The 18249-nt window shown below is 66.3% G+C and carries 17 protein-coding genes and 1 tRNA gene; 10 read left to right on the top strand and 8 right to left on the bottom strand.

Annotated features, from left to right (window positions below):
* Positions 1 to 98 precede the first annotated feature (98 nt).
* The 6 genes from A5780_RS20180 (at position 99) to A5780_RS20155 (ending at position 4407) form a co-directional block, all read left to right on the top strand.
* Positions 99 to 692, top strand: a complete 594-nt coding sequence (locus A5780_RS20180) for a DUF501 domain-containing protein (protein ID WP_063009365.1) — start codon at positions 99 to 101, stop codon at positions 690 to 692.
* Positions 685 to 1632 (top strand): Ppx/GppA phosphatase family protein, encoded by a 948-nt coding sequence (locus A5780_RS20175; RefSeq protein ID WP_030515253.1) that lies wholly within the window; start codon positions 685 to 687, stop codon positions 1630 to 1632. Before A5780_RS20180 ends, A5780_RS20175 begins: the two co-directional genes overlap by 8 nt.
* A 99-nt stretch (positions 1633 to 1731) precedes the next feature.
* A complete protein-coding gene (locus A5780_RS20170; RefSeq protein WP_063009369.1) occupies positions 1732 to 3207 on the top strand; it encodes a peptide MFS transporter in 1476 nt (491 codons plus the stop codon).
* A gap of 56 nt (positions 3208 to 3263) precedes the next feature.
* Positions 3264 to 3337, top strand: a tRNA-Leu gene (locus A5780_RS20165).
* A gap of 150 nt (positions 3338 to 3487) precedes the next feature.
* Positions 3488 to 3997, top strand: coding sequence for a DUF3558 family protein (locus A5780_RS20160; RefSeq protein ID WP_156769576.1), 510 nt, complete (start codon positions 3488 to 3490; stop codon positions 3995 to 3997).
* Positions 3998 to 4014: 17 nt separating this feature from the next.
* Positions 4015 to 4407, top strand: a complete 393-nt coding sequence (locus A5780_RS20155) for a hypothetical protein (protein ID WP_064909253.1) — start codon at positions 4015 to 4017, stop codon at positions 4405 to 4407.
* A gap of 41 nt (positions 4408 to 4448) precedes the next feature.
* Here A5780_RS20155 and A5780_RS39225 read toward each other — a convergent pair whose 3' ends face one another.
* The 3 genes from A5780_RS39225 to A5780_RS20140 form a co-directional block, all read right to left on the bottom strand.
* Positions 4449 to 5162 carry a DUF3558 domain-containing protein gene (locus A5780_RS39225; protein WP_197521812.1) on the bottom strand — a complete coding sequence of 238 codons (714 nt, stop codon included), beginning with the start codon at positions 5160 to 5162 and terminating at the stop codon, positions 4449 to 4451.
* A 155-nt stretch (positions 5163 to 5317) separates the two neighbouring features.
* The gene (locus tag A5780_RS20145) at positions 5318 to 5614 is read right to left on the bottom strand and encodes a hypothetical protein (RefSeq protein WP_030518204.1); all 297 of its coding nucleotides are present in this window, start codon (positions 5612 to 5614) and stop codon (positions 5318 to 5320) included.
* A 1035-nt stretch (positions 5615 to 6649) separates the two neighbouring features.
* Entirely contained in the window at positions 6650 to 7912 is a 1263-nt protein-coding gene (locus tag A5780_RS20140; RefSeq protein ID WP_064909251.1) for a helix-turn-helix domain-containing protein, read from the bottom strand.
* Between the two features lie 842 nt (positions 7913 to 8754).
* Here A5780_RS20140 and A5780_RS20135 point away from each other — a divergent pair.
* Positions 8755 to 9372 (top strand): endonuclease domain-containing protein, encoded by a 618-nt coding sequence (locus tag A5780_RS20135; RefSeq protein WP_197521811.1) that lies wholly within the window; start codon positions 8755 to 8757, stop codon positions 9370 to 9372.
* Between the two features lie 171 nt (positions 9373 to 9543).
* Here the strand turns inward: A5780_RS20135 and A5780_RS20130 are convergent, their stop codons facing one another.
* Positions 9544 to 10125: a DUF308 domain-containing protein gene (locus A5780_RS20130; RefSeq protein WP_064909249.1), complete on the bottom strand. Its 582-nt coding sequence runs from the start codon at positions 10123 to 10125 to the stop codon at positions 9544 to 9546.
* Between the two features lie 206 nt (positions 10126 to 10331).
* Here A5780_RS20130 and A5780_RS20125 point away from each other — a divergent pair, with 206 nt between their 5' ends.
* Positions 10332 to 11183 carry an alpha/beta fold hydrolase gene (locus A5780_RS20125; RefSeq protein WP_063009385.1) on the top strand — a complete coding sequence of 284 codons (852 nt, stop codon included), beginning with the start codon at positions 10332 to 10334 and terminating at the stop codon, positions 11181 to 11183.
* A gap of 78 nt (positions 11184 to 11261) precedes the next feature.
* Here A5780_RS20125 and A5780_RS20120 read toward each other — a convergent pair whose 3' ends face one another.
* The gene (locus A5780_RS20120) at positions 11262 to 11978 is read right to left on the bottom strand and encodes a class I SAM-dependent methyltransferase (RefSeq protein WP_064909248.1); all 717 of its coding nucleotides are present in this window, start codon (positions 11976 to 11978) and stop codon (positions 11262 to 11264) included.
* 129 nt (positions 11979 to 12107) lie between these two features.
* Between A5780_RS20120 and A5780_RS20115 the strand changes: the two genes are divergently transcribed.
* Positions 12108 to 12488 (top strand): DoxX family protein, encoded by a 381-nt coding sequence (locus tag A5780_RS20115; RefSeq protein WP_063009389.1) that lies wholly within the window; start codon positions 12108 to 12110, stop codon positions 12486 to 12488.
* A 180-nt stretch (positions 12489 to 12668) separates the two neighbouring features.
* Here the strand turns inward: A5780_RS20115 and A5780_RS20110 are convergent, their stop codons facing one another.
* On the bottom strand, positions 12669 to 13886 hold the full coding sequence (locus tag A5780_RS20110) for an acyl-CoA dehydrogenase family protein (protein ID WP_063009391.1): 1218 nt from the start codon (positions 13884 to 13886) through the stop codon (positions 12669 to 12671).
* A gap of 227 nt (positions 13887 to 14113) precedes the next feature.
* Between A5780_RS20110 and A5780_RS20105 the strand changes: the two genes are divergently transcribed.
* The gene (locus A5780_RS20105) at positions 14114 to 15331 is read left to right on the top strand and encodes a cytochrome P450 (RefSeq protein WP_082976590.1); all 1218 of its coding nucleotides are present in this window, start codon (positions 14114 to 14116) and stop codon (positions 15329 to 15331) included.
* A gap of 55 nt (positions 15332 to 15386) precedes the next feature.
* On the opposite strand, the gene A5780_RS20100 is transcribed toward A5780_RS20105, so the two are convergent.
* Together A5780_RS20100 and A5780_RS20095 are read right to left on the bottom strand one after the other, a co-directional pair.
* The gene (locus A5780_RS20100; RefSeq protein ID WP_064909246.1) at positions 15387 to 16856 is read right to left on the bottom strand and encodes an MDR family MFS transporter; all 1470 of its coding nucleotides are present in this window, start codon (positions 16854 to 16856) and stop codon (positions 15387 to 15389) included.
* Between the two features lie 239 nt (positions 16857 to 17095).
* A complete protein-coding gene (locus tag A5780_RS20095) occupies positions 17096 to 18100 on the bottom strand; it encodes a phosphatase PAP2 family protein (RefSeq protein WP_064902079.1) in 1005 nt (334 codons plus the stop codon).
* Positions 18101 to 18249 lie beyond the last annotated feature (149 nt).

Genomic DNA, 18249 nt, shown 5'->3' with positions numbered 1-18249 from the left:
GTTTAGTCGCGTCGGATTCCTCCACCACTACCAACCGATGTCCAGCGACGAACAAACCCACGTGTTGGGCCACCGCTCGATCCTGAAGGAGAACCCCGGTGACCGACCCCGCTACGCCCGAGCCCTCGACCGGCGAGGCGCGTGCCGAGCAGGGTACGCCCGCCGAGGCGGATCTCGAGATCGTGGCCCGCCAGCTCGGCCGTGAGCCACGCGGGGTCCTCGCGATCGCTTATCGCACGCCCGACGGCCAACCGGCGGTCGTGAAGACCGCGCCGCGCCTGCCCGACGGCACCCCTTTCCCCACGCTCTACTACCTCACCGATCCGCGCCTGACCGCCGAGGCGAGCCGGCAAGAGGCCGCCGGACTGATGCGCGGGATGACCGAACGCTTGGCCGCCGACCCGGAACTGGCCGCCGCCTACCGCGCCGCGCACGAGAGCTACCTGTCCGAGCGCGACGAAATCGAGTCGCTGGGAACGGATTTCAGCGGTGGCGGGATGCCGGAGCGGGTCAAATGCCTGCACGTGCTGATCGCGCATTCGCTGGCCAAGGGCCCGGGGCTGAATCCGCTCGGTGACGAGGCGGTCGCGCTGGCCGCCGATACCGGACTGCGCGGCACCGCGATTCCGCAGGACTGGCCGAAATACGAGCAGTACCAATCGAATACCGATGCGGGAGACAGTGATGAGTGACCGGGTTGCCGCCGTCGACTGCGGCACCAATTCCATCCGGCTCCTGATCGCCGATGTCGGCGCGGACGGCCACCTCACCGACGTGCACCGCGAAATGCGGATCGTGCGACTCGGCAAGGGCGTCGACGCCACGGGCGAACTGAATCCGGAAGCGATCGAACGCACCCGCGTCGCCCTGCACGACTACGTCGACCGCATGATCGAGACCGGGGTGAGCCGGGTGCGGATGGTCGCCACCAGCGCCACCCGCGACGCACGCAACCGCGACGACTTCTTCACCATGACCGGGGTGGAACTGGGCCGCGTGGTGCCGGGCGCCCAGGCCGAGGTGATCACCGGCGACGAGGAGGCGCGGCTCTCGTTCGCGGGCGCGGTCGGCGAATTGTCCAGTGCCGAAGGGCCGTTCGTGGTCGTCGATCTCGGTGGCGGGTCCACCGAGGTGGTGCTCGGCGACAGTTCCGGCGTGCAGGAGGCCTACTCGGCCGACATCGGCTGTGTGCGGATCACCGAACGCTGCCTGCACGGTAATCCGCCGACCGGCGAGGAGGTCGCGTCCGCGCGATTCATCGCCTCACAGCAGCTGGCCCAGGCCTTCGGCGTGGTTCCGGTCGAACGCGCCCGCACCTGGGTCGGTGTGGCCGGCACCATGACCACGATCGCCGCGGTCGCACTGGACCTGCCCGAATACGATTCGGATCGGGTGCATCTGACCCGTCTCACGTTCGATCAGCTCCGCCAGGTCTGTCACCGTCTGATCGGGATGAACCACGACGAACGCGCCGCTCTCGGCCCCATGCATCCGGGCCGGGTCGACGTGATCGGCGGCGGTGCGGTGATCACCGAGGTGCTGGCCGACGAGCTGGCGCGCCGGGCGGGGATCTCCGAGCTGATCGTGAGCGAGCACGACATTCTCGACGGGATCGCGCTGTCGATCGCCTGAGGCGGGCCGGAGGCGGCGCCGCCTGAGGGTGCCGCGACATCCCCGCGTGATCGGCGTTTTGTGCGATCGGTGTCCCTCGTTGCTGGACAATTGCGTCTCATGAGCAGGGTGGAACCCGTCCCGGGAGAGCAGGCGTCGCCGGAGACACGCACGATATTCGGCCATCCCATCGGGCTGGTCAATTTGTTCGGAGTCGAGCTGTGGGAACGGTTTTCGTTCTACGGCATGCTCACCATTCTCGGGTACTACCTGTACTACTCGCTGACCGACGGCGGGCTGGGGCTGGAGAAATCCACCGCGACGGGCATCGTCGGCGCCTACGGCGGGCTGGTGTATCTGTCGACCGTGCTCGGCGGCTGGCTGGCCGACCGGGTGCTCGGAATGGAGCGGACCGTCTTCTACGGCGGCGTGGTCGTGATGGCCGGGCATATCGCGCTGGCGGTGCTGCCGGGATTGACCGGTGTCGGCGTGGGGTTGGTGCTCGTCGCGCTCGGCTCCGGGGCGTTGAAGGCCAACGCGTCCTCACTGCTGGGCACGCTCTACGAGAAGGGTGACCCGCGTGCCGACGGCGGTTTCACGCTGTTCTATCTCGGCGTGAATCTGGGCGCGTTCGTCGGCCCGCTGATCACCGGGCTGCTGCAGACCCACCTCGGATTCCACTACGGATTCGGGGCGGCGGCGGTCGGCATGGCGCTCGGACTCACCCAGTACGTGATCTTCCGGCGCAATCTGGGTACCCACGGGCGGGAAGTGCCGAACCCGTTGCCGCGCAGCCAGATCGGGAAAGTGATCGCCTTCGTGCTGGTCCTCGTGGTGGTGGTCGCCGTCGCGATGTGGACCGGGCTGGTCCGGTTGTCGAATCTGTCGTGGGTAACCACCGGCGTGATCGCGGCGGTATCGATACTCTATTTCGGATTGATGTTGACCAGTCCGAAAGTGGTTGCGGTGGAACGAGTCCGAGTGCGGGCCTTCATACCGCTGTTCATCGCCAACGCCGTGTTCTGGTCGCTGTTCCAGCAGATCTTCACGGTGCTGGCCGTCTACTCCGACGAGCGGATGAACTGGACGCTGTTCGGCTGGACCGCGCCGGCGAGCTGGATCGGCTCGGAGGAACCGATCTGGGTCATCGTGCTGTCGCCCTTGTTCGCGCTCATGTGGACCCGCCTGGGCACCAGAGCCCCCACCACGCCCCGAAAGTTCGCCTACGGCGTGATGGGGATGGGCGCATCGTTCCTCCTGTTCGTCCCCCTGGCCGGCTTCGAGGACAAAACCGTTCCCGCCCTGCTCGTCTTCGTGATCCTGGCCGGCTTCGCCATCTCCGAACTGCTGCTGTCCCCGATCGGCCTCGCGGTTACCACTCAGCTCGCCCCCGAGGCCTTCCGAGCCCAGATGATGGCCCTTTACTTCTTCTCCGTCGGCATCGGCACCTCGATGTCCGGCGTCCTGTCCGAGTTCTACGACACCAGCCACGAAGTCGCCTACTTCGGCATCACCGGCCTGGTCGCGATCGCAGTGGGAATCGTCGTTTACTTCCTAGCCCCGCAGGTCAGCCGCTTGATGGAAGGCGTGCACTGAGCAAATCCCCGGACAATTCCGAGACGGACGTACGACTTAGGTACGCTATCCCAGCCGCCCCCGTAGCCCAATTGGCAGAGGCAGCGGACTTAAAATCCGCACAGTGTCGGTTCGAGTCCGACCGGGGGCACCGAGAAGGTGCCCGGTGGATCGGGCGCAGCGTCCTGGTTGGGCCCCGCGGGAGGACTTGGAACCCTGTGGTGCGTTGCCGCGTCCTATAGTCCGTAGCGAAGTTGTCTGTCGAGCGGGAGGACGTCGGGTGCAGCGACGAGTGGCAGGGGTGGCGGTCGCGATCGGGGCGGTGCTGGCGGTGATGACAGCGGGGTGTAGCTCGACTACGGACGGTGCGGCTACCTCGACCACGAGCGATGCTGCTGCGGCAGTGTGGGATCCGTGCACTGGGATTCCGGAGTCAGCGCTCACCGGCGCAAAGGTCGATCCGAGCACAAAGCAATCCGGCATCGCCGGGGTGCATCAGTCGGGCTGGGAGATCTGTGGTTGGAAAGGTGCGAAGTATGCGATCACTGTCTACTCCACCGCCAAGCACTCGCCTCAGGAGATCGCCAACAAAGCCGGCAATATTGAACAGCGCCCAGTTACGATGGCTGGACGGCAGGGGACCGAATTCGGTGAGCAAGGGGCGGATCGCAACTGTGATGTCGTGTTTCAAACCAGCCAAGGCTCGGTCCAGTTGCAGGTAATCGGTCGGCTGTCCGACGACGTGCCGATCGACCCGTGCCCGACGCTAGCAAACATCGGCGACTCGATCGTGCCGTCGATTCCGCAATAACAGGGGGACAGCGGCGGATGGCCAGCGATCTCACAACCTGGCAGCAGCGAGCAGCCGAAGCCCGGGCCGGTGACCTATACCTCGACGACGAGCAAGTCGCCCGCGATTGCCTGGCGGCATGTAACAAGCGGATCGAGGATTTGGAGGACATGAACATACTTGTTGACCGGGTGAAAATGGTTACCGGTTTCGGTGATTTCGATATGGGCCACATGCTCGAAGGGCAGTTTAAACTTCAGGCCAGCGGCGATGATAACTCCATCGACAAGATCGTTGCCGACCACATCGAGACCGTGAAGAATATGCGGGAGGTCATGGCGATTTCGCTGGCTCGGCTCACCGGCCAGGACTACACGAACTCGACCACACTGAACGGGATCATCGACCAGAACCCCGCGCCGCAGAAGTAGAAGGACTGGACGTTCTGGACCGAACTGCCTTGTCGCACTTCCTATTCGGGGAACCACGGGACGAGGTTCTCGCCGATTCGTGCCAGCAGTTCACAGAGGTCCGGTGGATTATCCAATGCTGCGCGGATCAGTACCTGAAGTTGGATCACGCCCTGCTGTGCAGCGAATGCAACGTTGCAGTTGAGATGTTTCGATGCTCCGTCAAGGCTGAATTGCCGACCGCTGCGGCCGGCGATCGTCACGTCGGTGAAATCGACGTTGCCGGGCTTGTTCTCGAACTGATCGACGGTGCGCGCGGTCGAGTAGACGGTGATCGAGTACTCGGGGCCGCGCCATCCGCAGATCCTCCAGCCGATCTGCTCGATACCGGCGATTCCGGATTCGCTGCTCGACGCATCGCCGTTCGACACGCGCAAGGCATCGGCGGGTATGCCGGTAGACGGGTCCCACAGAGCGGTTGTCTCGGCGGTCGGTGTGGCTCCGGCGGTAAGCCGGCACCCAGCCGCTTGCACCGCTGTGCATATCGCCGTCGCTATGACATGTCGCCGTATTGATTCCTCTACTCCGCCACTCGGACACAGATCAGCCTGAACTGGAGCGCCCCCATGCGGTTCGGATGCTTCCGCGATTGTTTGTAGGACGAAGCGGACTGCCGCATCGAGGCCCCATGTGATCGCGATCGCGACTGCCGCCGGCGCGCGCTGCGCCCACTTGTCGGCGAGGTCGATGCGCCAGGCAGGGTAATTGGGCTTCATTGTTCTCCCTATCATCGAGAGGTTGTGTTCGTGCCGTGCAGGTGCGTGTACGACCAAGGCACAACACAGCTGGTTGCGCGGTGTGCGGAGGCGGCAATGGGCACGCCCGCGTGGCATTTCGACAGCGGACCGCGTCTGCGAGACTGTGGTCTCGGTTAGCCGCTGGTGGCCCAGCGGGCGAAGGACAGCCTTGGGTGGACGGTTTCGACGTCGGCGAGCATCATCACCGCGTTCAGGGTGAGGAAGTCGAAATGATGTGTGGACGGGGCGATTACGGCTTCGGCGCCGGTGGCGCGGACCTGGTCGACCAGGGGGATGCGGCTGGATTCCGGGGCCCAGACAAGGCGGTAGCCGAGACGGGTGGCCAGGCGGCGTACTTGGGCGGTGTCCCAGTCCGGGGCGGTGGATTCGGGATGTACCCAGCCGAGCGCGATCGGATGAGCGGGCGTCACCGCTGGGAGTCCTTGCGGCGGCGTTCACCTCGCAGGGGTAGGCGCGCTAACGCGAAGGTCAGTCCGAGCAGTGCTGCGATGAGCAGCAACAGGATCCAGTCACAGCCTTTCATAACGCACCCCTCCATCCCCTCGGCGGCAAGAGCGCCCACCGCCGAGGAGCCGGGGGTTCGGCCGGCTACGGACCCGGCGATGGGGCCGTATCTCAAGGTATGAGAGGAGTCACGCGCCTTCTGTCCTGAAAGGACAAGGGCGACAAGGGATGCGCTCGGGAAGAGCGCTCGGGGCAGCGCTCGTATACGCCGTGTGGGATCGGCGTACGGACCCGCAGCTCGGACAAGGTGTGCGGGGTCGCGCCAGAAATCGGCGTGCAGGGCCCAGGTGCACGGACTCGGCGTGCGGGCCATGTGCGCGGGCTCGGCGTGCGGGGATGACCTGCGGACTCGATGCTCGGTCGAGGCGCGCCGGGGGCCGACGCGCGGCCCCGCTCTCGGACTCGCCGTGTGGGTTGGGCGCGCGGAATCAGCGGCGGATCTCGCTGAGGTCGGGGCGATGCCGTCGCGTGGACTCGGGATCCGGGGCAGCGCTTGGGCTCAGTGCTCGGGTTCGGCGTGCGGGGGTTAGCGGCGGGTCTCGCCGGAGCGCGATGCCGATTCGCCGCGTGAGGCCGCGTGGTTCGCGGGGGGACCGGCATCGCAGCGGCGGCGCGGAATTGGTCGGCCACTGCTTTTCGGGGAAATCGTCTGCGTAGATGCGTTCGCTCGCCACCGCGGCGGCTGTGGCGCAGGTTTCCGGACTGGCGTCTAGGGCGTTCTGTTCGGATGAGGACGGTGATCTCTCGTCGCGCGGACGAGGCGCTCGCACTTGTCGCGTGGGGTCGACGAGCGGACCCGACGCTCGAACCTTGCTTGCGGCCTGTGGGATCGGCGTGCGGACGTGGCATGTGGGGTCGTCGGTCGAACTCGGCGTGCGGATTCGACGGCTAGGAGGGCAGGGGCCGGCGTGCGGACTCGACGCTCGGGTTCGGCGGGCAGGTCAGCGGCGGGTGTCGCCGGAGTCGGGGGCGATGCCGATTCGCCATGCCAGGCCGCGTAGTTCGCGGCCGCCGGCATCGCGGCGGGCGGTGCGGAGTTGGTCGGCTACCGCTTCCCGCACGAAGACGTCGGCGTGGACGCGTTGGGGTGCAAGGCGTTCCGCTCGCATCAGGGTGGCGATTCCTTCTTCCCGCCGGCGGCGATCCGTCAGAAGTGCTCGGCCGATCTCCATGTGGAATTCGGCCTGCCTCGAAGCGCTCGGCAGCGCAGCCACGTTCACCCGGTGCGCTTGATCGGCCACCTTCCTGCTGTCGCCGAATTCGTTCCCGATCGTGGCCTTCCAGATCCCGACATTCGCGCGACCGAAGAACATATGTCCGAACGAGCCCACCTCCGTATCGAGGCGTCGAGCGATATCGTCGGCCTCGCCGAGATGTGTTTCGGCGGTGTCTCGATCGCCCTGTACGGCTGCTGCCAGGGCCGCGGACAGATGAAGCATCCCGTACGCCTGCACGACATCATCGTCATCGAGATGTGGGCGCAACTCGTCGGCCACGCGCACGGCGCGCCGATACTGTTCCGGCCGTGACAATCCGCCTGTTGCGTCTCCGCGCAGCCATGCCGTGAATCCCTGCCATGCAGGCGATTCCAGAGCCTCGGCGCAGTGCTGCGCCTCTTTGGCTGCCAGCAGAGGAAGGCCGCGGCCGCCGAGGCGCTTACTCGTCCACATCGCAGCTGCATAGCACCAGATCATCCCGATCAGGGTTTCGCGTCGATGTACGGGAGAACGGACATAAACCGCATGCAGTTCACCGAGCAGCTTCGGCATCAACTCCGCCTGCGCAGCGTAATCCGCTGTGCCCTGCGACAGTTCGATCAGCCGCTGGATGTCCGCAGCGATGGCCAGCCACTCCCGCATCGGTAGCCCGGGGTCTTCACCCAGTTCGAAGATGTCGAGCACGTTTTCGATCGCGACCAGTCCGGCATAGGCCGCATCGTTGGCGCTCGGGTGCTCGGCTTGCCATGGCACCGGTGAGAACTCGCTCGGCGCCACGCGTAGCGCGGCCGCGATCGCCTCGAGGGTGCGCCGGTTCTCCAGCGACTTCTCGCCTCGCTCCAACTTTCCGAGGTATCCGTAGGAGATTCCGGCGAGTCCGGCGGCGGCTTCGAGGCTCAGGCCGCGCCAGGCGCGGATTTCGCGCAGGCGGCGGCCGAGGTCGTTCGGCGGGATGCCGCTGTCGTCGTATTTCTGCCCCACACCCATGGTTACCACGCTACGACCAGAGGCTCGTTCGTGCAGTAAGACCGTTGATATGCGCGGGGATCATGAGGCCCCGCTTCGAAGCCGCGCGTCGGCTGCACCACGGCTCCGGCTGTCCGGTCCCGGCGGTGTTGGGGCAGGTGGATGAGCCGGGGCTGTTAGCGCGAAGCAGCACCTGTCGACTTCGCGCTCGAGGCCGATCCAGCGGGGCGCGGTTGCAGTTCGATGAGTTCGGACAGCTTGAGGGTCAGGCATGGGGAACATCCGGACGCCAGCCCGGCGGTAAGGCGCCCATTTGGCCGAAAGTCTTCACGTAGACCGGCAGGTGGCGAAATATATTGCGGGAGAGCCTGTTCAGGGACATCGTCTGCTCTGCGGTCGTCGGTGACATCGCTCACGGCCGGTACGGAAGCTCGGTCGGTGGCGATTTCATGGTCGGGCCGAACTCCCTGCACGGCTCGATCCGTCGAGAAACGGTGAATTAATCGTGCAAACCGACCCTGATTGTGCGGCTTTCTCGCATTCTTGCGGAGGTTTGCACGGATTGTTCGCCCCATCCACAGGCGCGTGCTGATCCACAGGCCTGCCGTTCGCCCAGGTGAGCTTCGGATCCCCCTGTCACCGAGCCGGAATCATCGGTGACCGTGATTCGAACCAGGGCGGAGTTGATGCGCGAAGTCTCGGCGGCCACGATCACCGCTCGCTGTCGCCGCGGGGAATACACACGTGTGTTGCCGGGGATCTATGCGGTCGGGAGGGTTACCCAGCGCACCAGGTGTGAGGCGGTGATCGCATGGTTGCCGGAGGCGGTGTTGAGTCATCGCACTGCGGCGTGGTTGTGGGGAATGTTGCCGGAACCCGAATCGGTCGAGGCGACTGTGCCTCGGGCGCGGTATCGAGCGACGCCGGAGTGGCTTCGGTTGATCCGGCGCAATTTACGGTCCGACTGGATCGATGAGGCCTGGGGGTTTGCGGTGACAACTCGGTCCCGCACGTTGCTCGATTGTCTGCCGATCCTGCCCGCCGCCGAGGCGGGCCGCATGGTCGACAACCATGCCCGTGCGGTGGCCCCCGCCTTGTCGGACCTGACCGCCGGCCAGTACGGCTCGGCGCATTTGCGGGAGCATTTGCGTTGCGCCGCATTCGATGCCGCCTCGGAGCCGGAGCGAATGTTCGCTCGCGCGCTGGCGCGGCGAGGTCTTCGTCTGCTCCTGAATCAGCCGATCGGACAGTACATCGGTGATCTCGTCGATGAACGGTCGCGGACGATCATCGAGATCGACGGTCGTGAATTCCACAGCGATGCACTGAGGTTCCGACTTGATCGGCGGCGTCAGAATGCCCTGCTGGGCGCCGGATGGTTCGTGTTGCGATATGCCGCCGCCGATGTGAACAGGTACCTCGATGCGTGCGTCGAGGAGGCAGCGCGGGTGATTCGACGCAGGCGCAGAAGCCGCAGATAGTGCGGACCACTTTGCCATCTGATACGCCTTGGCTCATCCATGCGGCCGGACAGCGCTCGGATAGCTCGCGGCGCCGCGCAAGGAATTCCGCCCGCATCCGCCACGCGGGTCTGCCCACGTATCCGGAGCATCGGGTGCGGATACGTGAGCAAGGGCTGGAGTCGCGGAGGATCACTCGGCGACAACCGGAGTCGATCGTCCCTTCCAGACCAGGAGCGCGGCCTGGGCGATGAAGAAGACGCCGCCGCCCGTGGCGTATACCGACAGCACATCCAATGTCGGTGCGTCACCGAAAGATTGGCCGATGTAGAACAGGCCCACCAGGAACGAGAGGCCGCCGGCGATCAACATCGGCCACTGTTTGCCCAGTTCGGGACTGCGGCGGTACAGGCCGACGGCGACCTGGGCCGCACCGGAGAGGACCGCCCATACGCCGAAGGTGGCGAGGGTTGGGCCTACGCCGCCGGTGATTGCGGCGGTACCGGCCGCGACGGCTGCCAAGGTGCTCAGGGCGGCGTTGAAGGCGGTTACCCAGCGTTCGGGGCCCGCATCGGTCGCTTTGTAGTCGATCAGCGACGAGACGGCGTCGATCAACGGGTACGCCGCCAGCAAGGCGACGGCGAGGGCATCGAGGGTTTCGTGTGCGGCGGCGAAGACGGCGGCCCATGCGAGGGCGAGCACGCCGCGGCTCACGTACAGGCGGATCAGTGCGGCGCGTTCGGTTTTCGCGGTAGCGAGGGTGGGGGTACTCATCGGATTCTCCTCGGTTGGAACGACAGAACTCACTGTCGTCCGGGAATCCGGCGGCGACATCCGTCGCATCACGCTGATGACGACGTAATTGCGGGGGCCGGGGCTGATTACGTCGCCGACAGCGTCATCCGACGGATGCCTGGCTGCGGGCCGGCCACGCAGAGTGGATCGCATATCCGCACCACTCGTTCGAAGGGCGTAATCACATGGTCGTAGTCGGACGTGGCCGCACGCGGCGGCGCGTTGTCCGGACGGTTTCGGCGGTCGCGGCGGTTGTCGTCGCGGGGAGTGTGGTCGTTGCCTGCGCTGCCGAAACGACATCCCAGGCCGGTCCCGGCGAGGATGCGCCGAAACCGACGATCGTGCTGGAGCACGGCGCGTTCGCGGACGCCTCCAGCTGGGACGGTGTCATAGAGAAGCTGCGCGCCGACCACTATCCCGTTGTCGCCGCGGCGAATCCGCTCCGCGGGCCCGCCGCGGACGCCACCGGGTTGCGTGGCTTGATCAGCCATATCAACGGGCCGGTGATTCTGGTCGGGCATTCCTACGGCGGGTCGGTCATCAGTGCGGCGGGTGCCGGGAATGATCAGGTCAAGGGCCTGGTCTATGTGGCGGCGTTCCTGCCGGCGACGGGGGAAACAGCACTGGGATTGACCAATCGGTTCCCAGGTTCCACCTTGCCGGGCACGCTCGATCCCGTGCCGATCACGAATATCGACGGCAGCACCGGCACAGACCTCTACATTCAGCAGGACAAGTTTCGTGACCAGTTCGCCGCCGACGTCGCCCCGGACCGCGCCGCCCTGATGGCGGCGACGCAGCGGCCGATCGCACAGTCCGCGCTCGAGGAGAAGGCCGCGGTCGCCGCGTGGACCGAGAAGCCCAGCTGGGATGTGATCACGACCGAGGACAAGAACATCCCGGTTGCGGCCCAGCGCTTCATGGCCGAACGCGCCCACGCCCATGTGACCGAGGTAGCCGCATCGCACTCTGTCGCGGTGTCCCAGCCCGATGTGGTGGCCGGGGTGATCGAACAGGCGGCCCGGGACTCCCACTGAGCGACGGTCGGCCGAGGCAGCCGGGAGCAGCCGGCCGGCTCGACCCGAGCACCGCCCCTCGTCCGAGACCCGGATCGGTTACACCCGCCGCGCCTCCAGCAAGTGAACGGGGAGGCGCAGCCCACCGGTCTCGTCCACGTCTGGACGAAAACCCTTCGAGGCAAACAGTTTCCGGATCTCCTCCGGCGGATTCACTGCCTCGATGAACTCCGGTCTCAGGGTCGTGATGTTCCAGTCCGGTGTGGTGAATTCGCTGCGTAGTTCGGGCTCGGACAGCGGGTAAGGCGCGTACAGCCGCGCGTGTTCCGTTGTGGCGAAGCTGAATTGGATCAGGCGGCCGCCCGGCTTCGTCACTCGGGCGAGGGCGGCGATGTGGGAGCGGCGCTGGGTGGGGGAGAGGCAGTGGAGGAGGGCGCTGCTCACCACCGTGTCGAAGTGGCTGTCGTAGCCCGCGAGGGTGGTCGCGTCGGCGACGGCGAAGGTGACGGGGAGATCGCGGCCCGCGGCGCGGCTGCGGGCCTGGTCGATCGCGGTGGGGGCGATGTCGAGACCTGTCACTCGGTAGCCGAGTTCGGCGAGGTGGATGGCTGTGTCTCCCGGGCCGCAGCCGACGTCGAGCACCTCGCCGGTGATCCGGCCGGCGCGTTCCATGGCGGTGAGCAGCGGTTGCGGGCGGCCGATATCCCACGGTGGTTTCTCCAGTCGAAGGCCGGGGGCCAGGGCGGCGCCGCTGTAGAGCTGCTCGAAATCGACCGTCGTGGGATCGATTCCGGAGACGGAGAGGTCATCGGACATGTGCGGTCCTCCGCTCGGATGGGAGCGTCGCCGTGGCGACTGCTCGGCGTACGAATCCACTCTATCCCATATCGTACGAAAACGATATAGTTGGGAAACCGTATTAATTGTCGACCGAGCGAGGCTCCGATGTTCGTCGCCTATCTGACCGTCATGCTCGTCACCATCGCCGCCAACACCTTCTCCGGGGTCGCCGCCGTCACCCGATTCACCCCGGTCATGGCCACATTGGCGCCCGCGATGGAGACCGCCGGGATTCCGCAGTCCTGGCTCACCTTTCCGATCGGAACCTTGAAGCTCGCCGGTGCGGCCGGCCTGCTGCTGGGTGTGCTCGGGGTGCCGTATGTGGGTACGGCCGCCGCGATCGGCCTGGTGCTCTACTTCGTCTGCGCGGCCTATACCCACATCCGCGTCGCCGACTATGCGCAGACCTTCTATCTGGCCGTGGGGCTGTTCCTGCCTCTGGCCATCGCCTGCCTGGTGTTGCAGCTCGCGGACCAGCGCATCTGACGCGGAGGGCCCCGGTCACGCGGACCGGGCCCGTGGCCCGGCGGTCAACTGATCGTGCAAACCGCGCCCGATCGCGCGGTTTTCTCGCATTCTCGCCGAGGTTTGCACGAAAAGTTCGGTGCCGAAGCCGGGCGCAACGGATCCCAGTCCCCTGCCGGTGGTGCGGCAGGGGACTGCGGGTCACGCGTTCAACAGGCCCTTCGCGATGTGCGTGACCTGGATTTCGTTGCTGCCGGCGTAGATCATCAGCGACTTCGCGTCGCGGGCAAGCTGTTCCACCTTGTACTCGGACATGTAGCCGTTGCCGCCGAACAGCTGGACGGCCTCCATGGCGACCTCGGTGGCGGCGCGGGAGGAGTAGAGCTTCATGGCGGACGCTTCGGCGAGAGAGACGGATTCGCCGGCCGCGGTGCGTTCGATGGCGTTGAAGACCATGTTCTGCACGTTGATCCGGGCGACTTCCATCTCGGCGAGCTTGAGCTGGATGAGTTGGAAGTGGCCGATCTCCTTGCCCCACAGCGTGCGCGATTTCGCGTAATCGACACAGAGCCGGTGACATTCGTTGATGATGCCCAGCGCCAGGGAGGCGATGCCGATGCGTTCGGCGGCGAAGGATTCCTTGGCGCTGTCCTTGCCGTCGCCCTTGGCGGGATTCTCGGTTTCGCCGAGCAGGCGGTCGGGCGTCAGGCGGACGTTGTCGAAGACCAATTCGCCGGTGGGGGACGAATTCATGCCCATCTTCTTGAACGGCGCGCTCTGCACGAAACCGGGCATGCCCTTGTCGAGGACGAAGGTCAGCACCTTGCGGTCGCGGCGATCGGTGCCGTCCTCCTCGTCGAGTTTGGCGTAGACGACGGTCACGTCGGCGTACGGGCCGTTGGTGATGAAGGTCTTGCGGCCGTTGAGGATGTAGTCCTCGCCGTCGCGGCGGACGTAGGACTTCATACCGCCGAATGCGTCGGAGCCGGAATCGGGTTCGGTGATCGCCCAGGCGCCGACCTTCTCGAACGTCACCAGCTCGGGCAGCCAGCGCTTCTTCTGCGCGAGGGTGCCGCGGCTGCGAATGGTGCCGACGGCCAGGCCGAGGCTCACGCCCATCGACGCGACGAGGCCCAGGCTCACTCCGGCCAACTCGCTGTTGAGGATGACGCCCATACTGCCGGAACCGCTGAAACCGCCGGACTTCCCCGGCGTTCCGGCTTCCTCGCGGGCCAGCGATTTCGCCAGCCCCTCGCGCGCCATCTCGTCGAGGCCGAAGGTGGCATAGAGCTTGCGGATGATGTCGAACGGCGGCAGTGCCCCGCTTTCGAGCCGGTCGACATGCGGTTCGATCTCCTTCTTGATGAAGCCGCGCACGGCGTCGCGAAGCATCAGATCTTCGTCGGACCACTTGTACATGTCGTCAACTCCCGAGTATCGCCGGAACGGTCGTCTCGAATATAGAACACGTTCTAATTCGGAAGGGCTGCCACGTCGGCGCGCGCGACCCGAGCCGAAGGGAATCGACTCTCCCCACCGGTGGTGCTCGACCGGCTCCCGCGGCACCGCGATTCTGAGATGATCTCGCGGGCAACAGGTCTCATCCCTCGCGTGCGCAGGCACGTCGACAGTCGAAGGGTTCCGTGATGACGAACCGACCTGCTTTTCCCGATGCGAACGAACGCCCCCTCGATACCTGCCTCCGCCTACGCAAGACCGCTCCGGTGGTCGAAGTCGACTTCCCCGGCGGGGTTCCGGCCTACCTCGCGCTCTCCCATCGGGCGGTCGAGGAGATCCTCGCCGGCGACAACAAGACCTTCGCCCGGGATCCGAAACACTGGCCCGCCCTCTACGACGGCTCGATCCCCGAGGACTGGCCGTTCCGGGCGATCGTGCAGGGCGATCATCTGTCGACCAAGGACGGTGCGGACCATCGGCGACTGCGCGGCCTGGTCGGGAAGGGATTCACTCCGGCTCGGGTACGGGATCTGGAGCCGCGGATCCAGGCGATCATCGACGGCCTGCTCGACGGTGTGGCGGCCGCGGGGGATCCGGTCGATCTGGTGCCGGCGTTCTGCGACGCGCTGCCGATGGCGGTGATCAGCGAGCTGTTCGGCGTACCGGAGTCGGAGCGGGCGCAGCTGCGGCAGTGGACGTTGACCTCACTGTCACAAGAGATTTCGGCCGAGGAGGCGTTCTCGACGCAGGTGGCGCTGCGCGGCTATCTCTACGAGTTGGTCGAGCGCAAGCAGCGCGAGCCCGGTGACGATCTGACCTCCGATCTCGTCCGGGCGCGGGACGAGGGCGATCGGCTCACCACGGACGAACTGGTCGCCATTCTGTGGCTGATGTTGATCGCCGGCCACGAAACCACCGTCTACCTGCTCGGGAACGCGGTCGTCGCGCTGGGACGGCATCCCGACCAGCTGGCCCTGGTGAAGGCGGAGGATCGGTGGGCCGACGTCGTAGAGGAAACGCTGCGTTACCGGCACTCGGTGATGATGACGAGTTTCCGATTCACGCTGCAGGACGTGACGATCGACGGGGTTCCGATTCCGAAGGGCAAGGCGGTCGGCGTCGTCTACCAAGCCACCGGAGTGGACACCGCGCAGCACGGTGAGACCGCCGACGAATTCGACATCACCCGCCCGCCGCGGCCGCACCTCGGATTCGGGCACGGACCGCGCTACTGCATCGGCGCACCGCTGGCCCGGCTGGAGGGCCGGCTCGGGCTGGCGAGCCTGTACCGGCGGTTCCCGGACCTGAGTCTCGCCGTGGATCCCGCCGAAATCCCTTATACGCCTTCGTTCTTCACCGTGGGGCCGGTGTCGATACCGGTTCGTCCCGGCGCCGATCGCGGCTGAGCCGACACGACGACGCCCGCGAGACCGGTTGTCTCGCGGGCGTTTCGGGCCGTGGTCAGCCGCGGACCATCTCGGTGTCCTCGACATCCTCGGAGTCGAGGACGACCGCCTCCGAGGAGGCCGAGCGGTTGGGCAGCAGCACCGCCATCACGATGACGATCAGCGCCAGGCCGGCGGATATCCCGAAGGCCAGCCGCATACCCGACAGATGGGCGACGAGCGGTGCGATCCCGCGATCGGTGAGGGTGGTGGCGCGGGCGGTCATCACCGTGACCACCAGGGCGGTGCCGAACGCCGCGGCCACCTGCTGCAGGGTGCCGAGCATCGAGCTGCCGTGCGAGTACAGATGCTGCGGCAGCGCGCCGAGACCGAGGGTGAAGACCGGGGTGAAGGCCGCGGCCAGCGACACCATCAGCAGGATGTGCAGCGCCAGCAACTGCCAGTACGGCATGGTCAGCGAGATGCGGGTGAAGCCGGCCAGCGCCGCCGCGATGCCGACCGCACCCGGAATCACCAGCATGCGCCCGCCGAAGCGGTCGAAGAGGCGCCCGATCGTCGGCCCCAGCAGACCCATCGCCAATCCGCCCGGCATCACCAGCAGACCGGTTTCCAGCGGTGACAGCGACCGCAGGTTCTGCAGGTACAGCGGCAGCAGGATCATCGAGCCCATCATCGCCAGGAAGGCCACCGCCATCAGCACGAGTGCCTTGGTGTAGGTGCCGGACAACAGGATTCGCAGATCGAGCAGGGGAGATCCGGTGCGCTGGAGGTGGATCTGGCGGGCGGCGAACACCGCGATGAAGGCCACGCCGGCGGCGACGATCAGCGCCGGGATCACGATGTTGCCCACCTCGAACCGGCTGAGGCCGTAGACCAGGCTGCCGAACCCGAGGGCCGCGAAAACAACACTGGCCCAATCGATCGCGCCGCTCTCGGGTTCGCCGACGTTCTCCAGTTTCCGCAGGCCGAAGAAGGTCACCGCACCGGCGATGGGCAGCACCAGCAGGAAAAGCCAACGCCAGGAACCGATCTGGAGTACCAGGCCGGAGATGACCGGACCCATGGCCGGAGCGACCGAGATGGCGAGGGTGACGTTACCCATGACCCGGCCGCGATCGTGTTCGGGCACCACGGTCATCAGGGTCGTCATGAGCAGCGGCATCATCACCGCGGTGCCACCGGCCTGTACGACGCGACCGACGAGCAGCACCGCGAACGACGGCGCCGCGGCCGACAACAGGGTGCCGGCGAGGAACACGCCCATCGCGAGCGCATAGGCGCGGCGGGTGGTGACACGCTGCAGGAACCATCCGGTGACGGGGATGACGGCCGCCATGGTGAGCATGAACGCGGTCGACACCCACTGCGCGGACCGCTCGGTGACGTGCAGATCGGTCATCAGGCGAGGGATCGCGTTGATCATGATGGTCTCGTTGAGGATCACCACGAAGGTCGCGAGGACCAGCAGCCGGATCACCGCGGGGGTTCTTCGTCCGGCCGGGTGATGGACTGGTTCGGCGGGCATGTGTACCTCCGGGTGTTGCGACGCAGAATGTCCGACCGACGTCGAGCCACTCCTCTGTGCCTCGAACGCCACACCAGACCTGACGACCGTGACCCACTCAACTCATCGGTGCCGCGCAAGTATTCCGGTGAACCGGACACGTGAGCACGTGGTTTTTCGCGCCGAACCGCACTGATAGCCGCGAGAAACGACTGCTCACCTGCGCCTGTTCCGTGGGGCGCGCAGGGGAGAGACGCTCGTCACACCGTGGTGGCCTGGGCCGCGGGCACCACGGCCTCCGACCCGTCACCCCGGCCGGTCGCGGGCAGCGGACCGAACAGTGCCCGCCCCGCCCGCCAGTTCTCCCACAGGCGCGTGATCAGGATCGTGAACGCCGTGTACCCGCCGCCGAGCAGCACATCGAAGACCCAGTGCTCGCCGCCGTAGACGAGGGTGAAGCCCATCGCGCACGGATAGATCACCAGGATCGCGCGCAGCCACCAGTGCCGCGTGAGCGGCCACAGCGTCGCGGCCACCAGTACCGAGAACGCCGTGTGGAGCGAGGGCACGGCGGCGACGTAGTTGCCGTGGTCCTCGAGCCATTGCGCGCTCACGTTGGGATCGACCACGCCGAGCCCGAAACCGGATATGCGCCGCACGTGTTCCGGGATGGCCCCTTCGCGCCCCGCGTACCAGGGCGGCGCCGCGGGCACCAGCACATAGGTGACCAGCGCCAGATACGACAGCAGCAGAATCCGGCGCATATACCGGACCCACAGCGGCCGGGAGTAGACGTAGAAGATCGCCGCGACCGCCCAGGGCAGGATGAAATGCGTCGTGTAGACCACGCCGATGATCGGCGTCCACGAGGGCTGGCCGTCGCCGGCCAGATGGTCCTGCAACCAGATCGTCGGCAGGGTGCCGCCGAACATCCAGCGATCGGCGGTGACGAGTTCGTGCATGCGCAGCGGCATGCCGAGTTTGTCGGCGAGGTCGCGGGTGTAGTCGTAGACCATGAGCGCCGCGATCAGCGGCAGCCAGTCGGTCAGTACCCGGATGTGCTCGCGCCAGGGCCGGTCGACGGTGAAGGCGAGAACGCCGCCGATCATCCACGCGGCTTCCTGCACGCGGCCACCGGGTAGTGCTCCGGTGATCAAGGCCGCGACCAGTGCTGCCAGGTAAGCGAACCGCACGGCGTAGCGGATCAGCCGCCGTTGGCTGGTCGGCTCCGCGATTTCGGTTGTCTCCGGCTGTACACCGAGCATTCGGCCAGTGTGCCACCCACATTCACGGGCCGGACACATCCATCCGGTTCGCGTGTCGGGGGATGTGGTGTCCCGGAGTAGCGCATACGCACTTCTCATTGCCGCACTCAGCACGGGCAGCACCGCCGTGGCGACCGCCACCGGACTCG

Source organism: Nocardia sp. 852002-20019_SCH5090214 (assembly GCF_001665865.1).
Lineage (GTDB): Bacteria > Actinomycetota > Actinomycetes > Mycobacteriales > Mycobacteriaceae > Nocardia > Nocardia nova.
The sequence above is the reverse complement of the archived record's forward strand: the minus strand, read 5'-3'. Positions and strand labels throughout refer to the sequence as shown.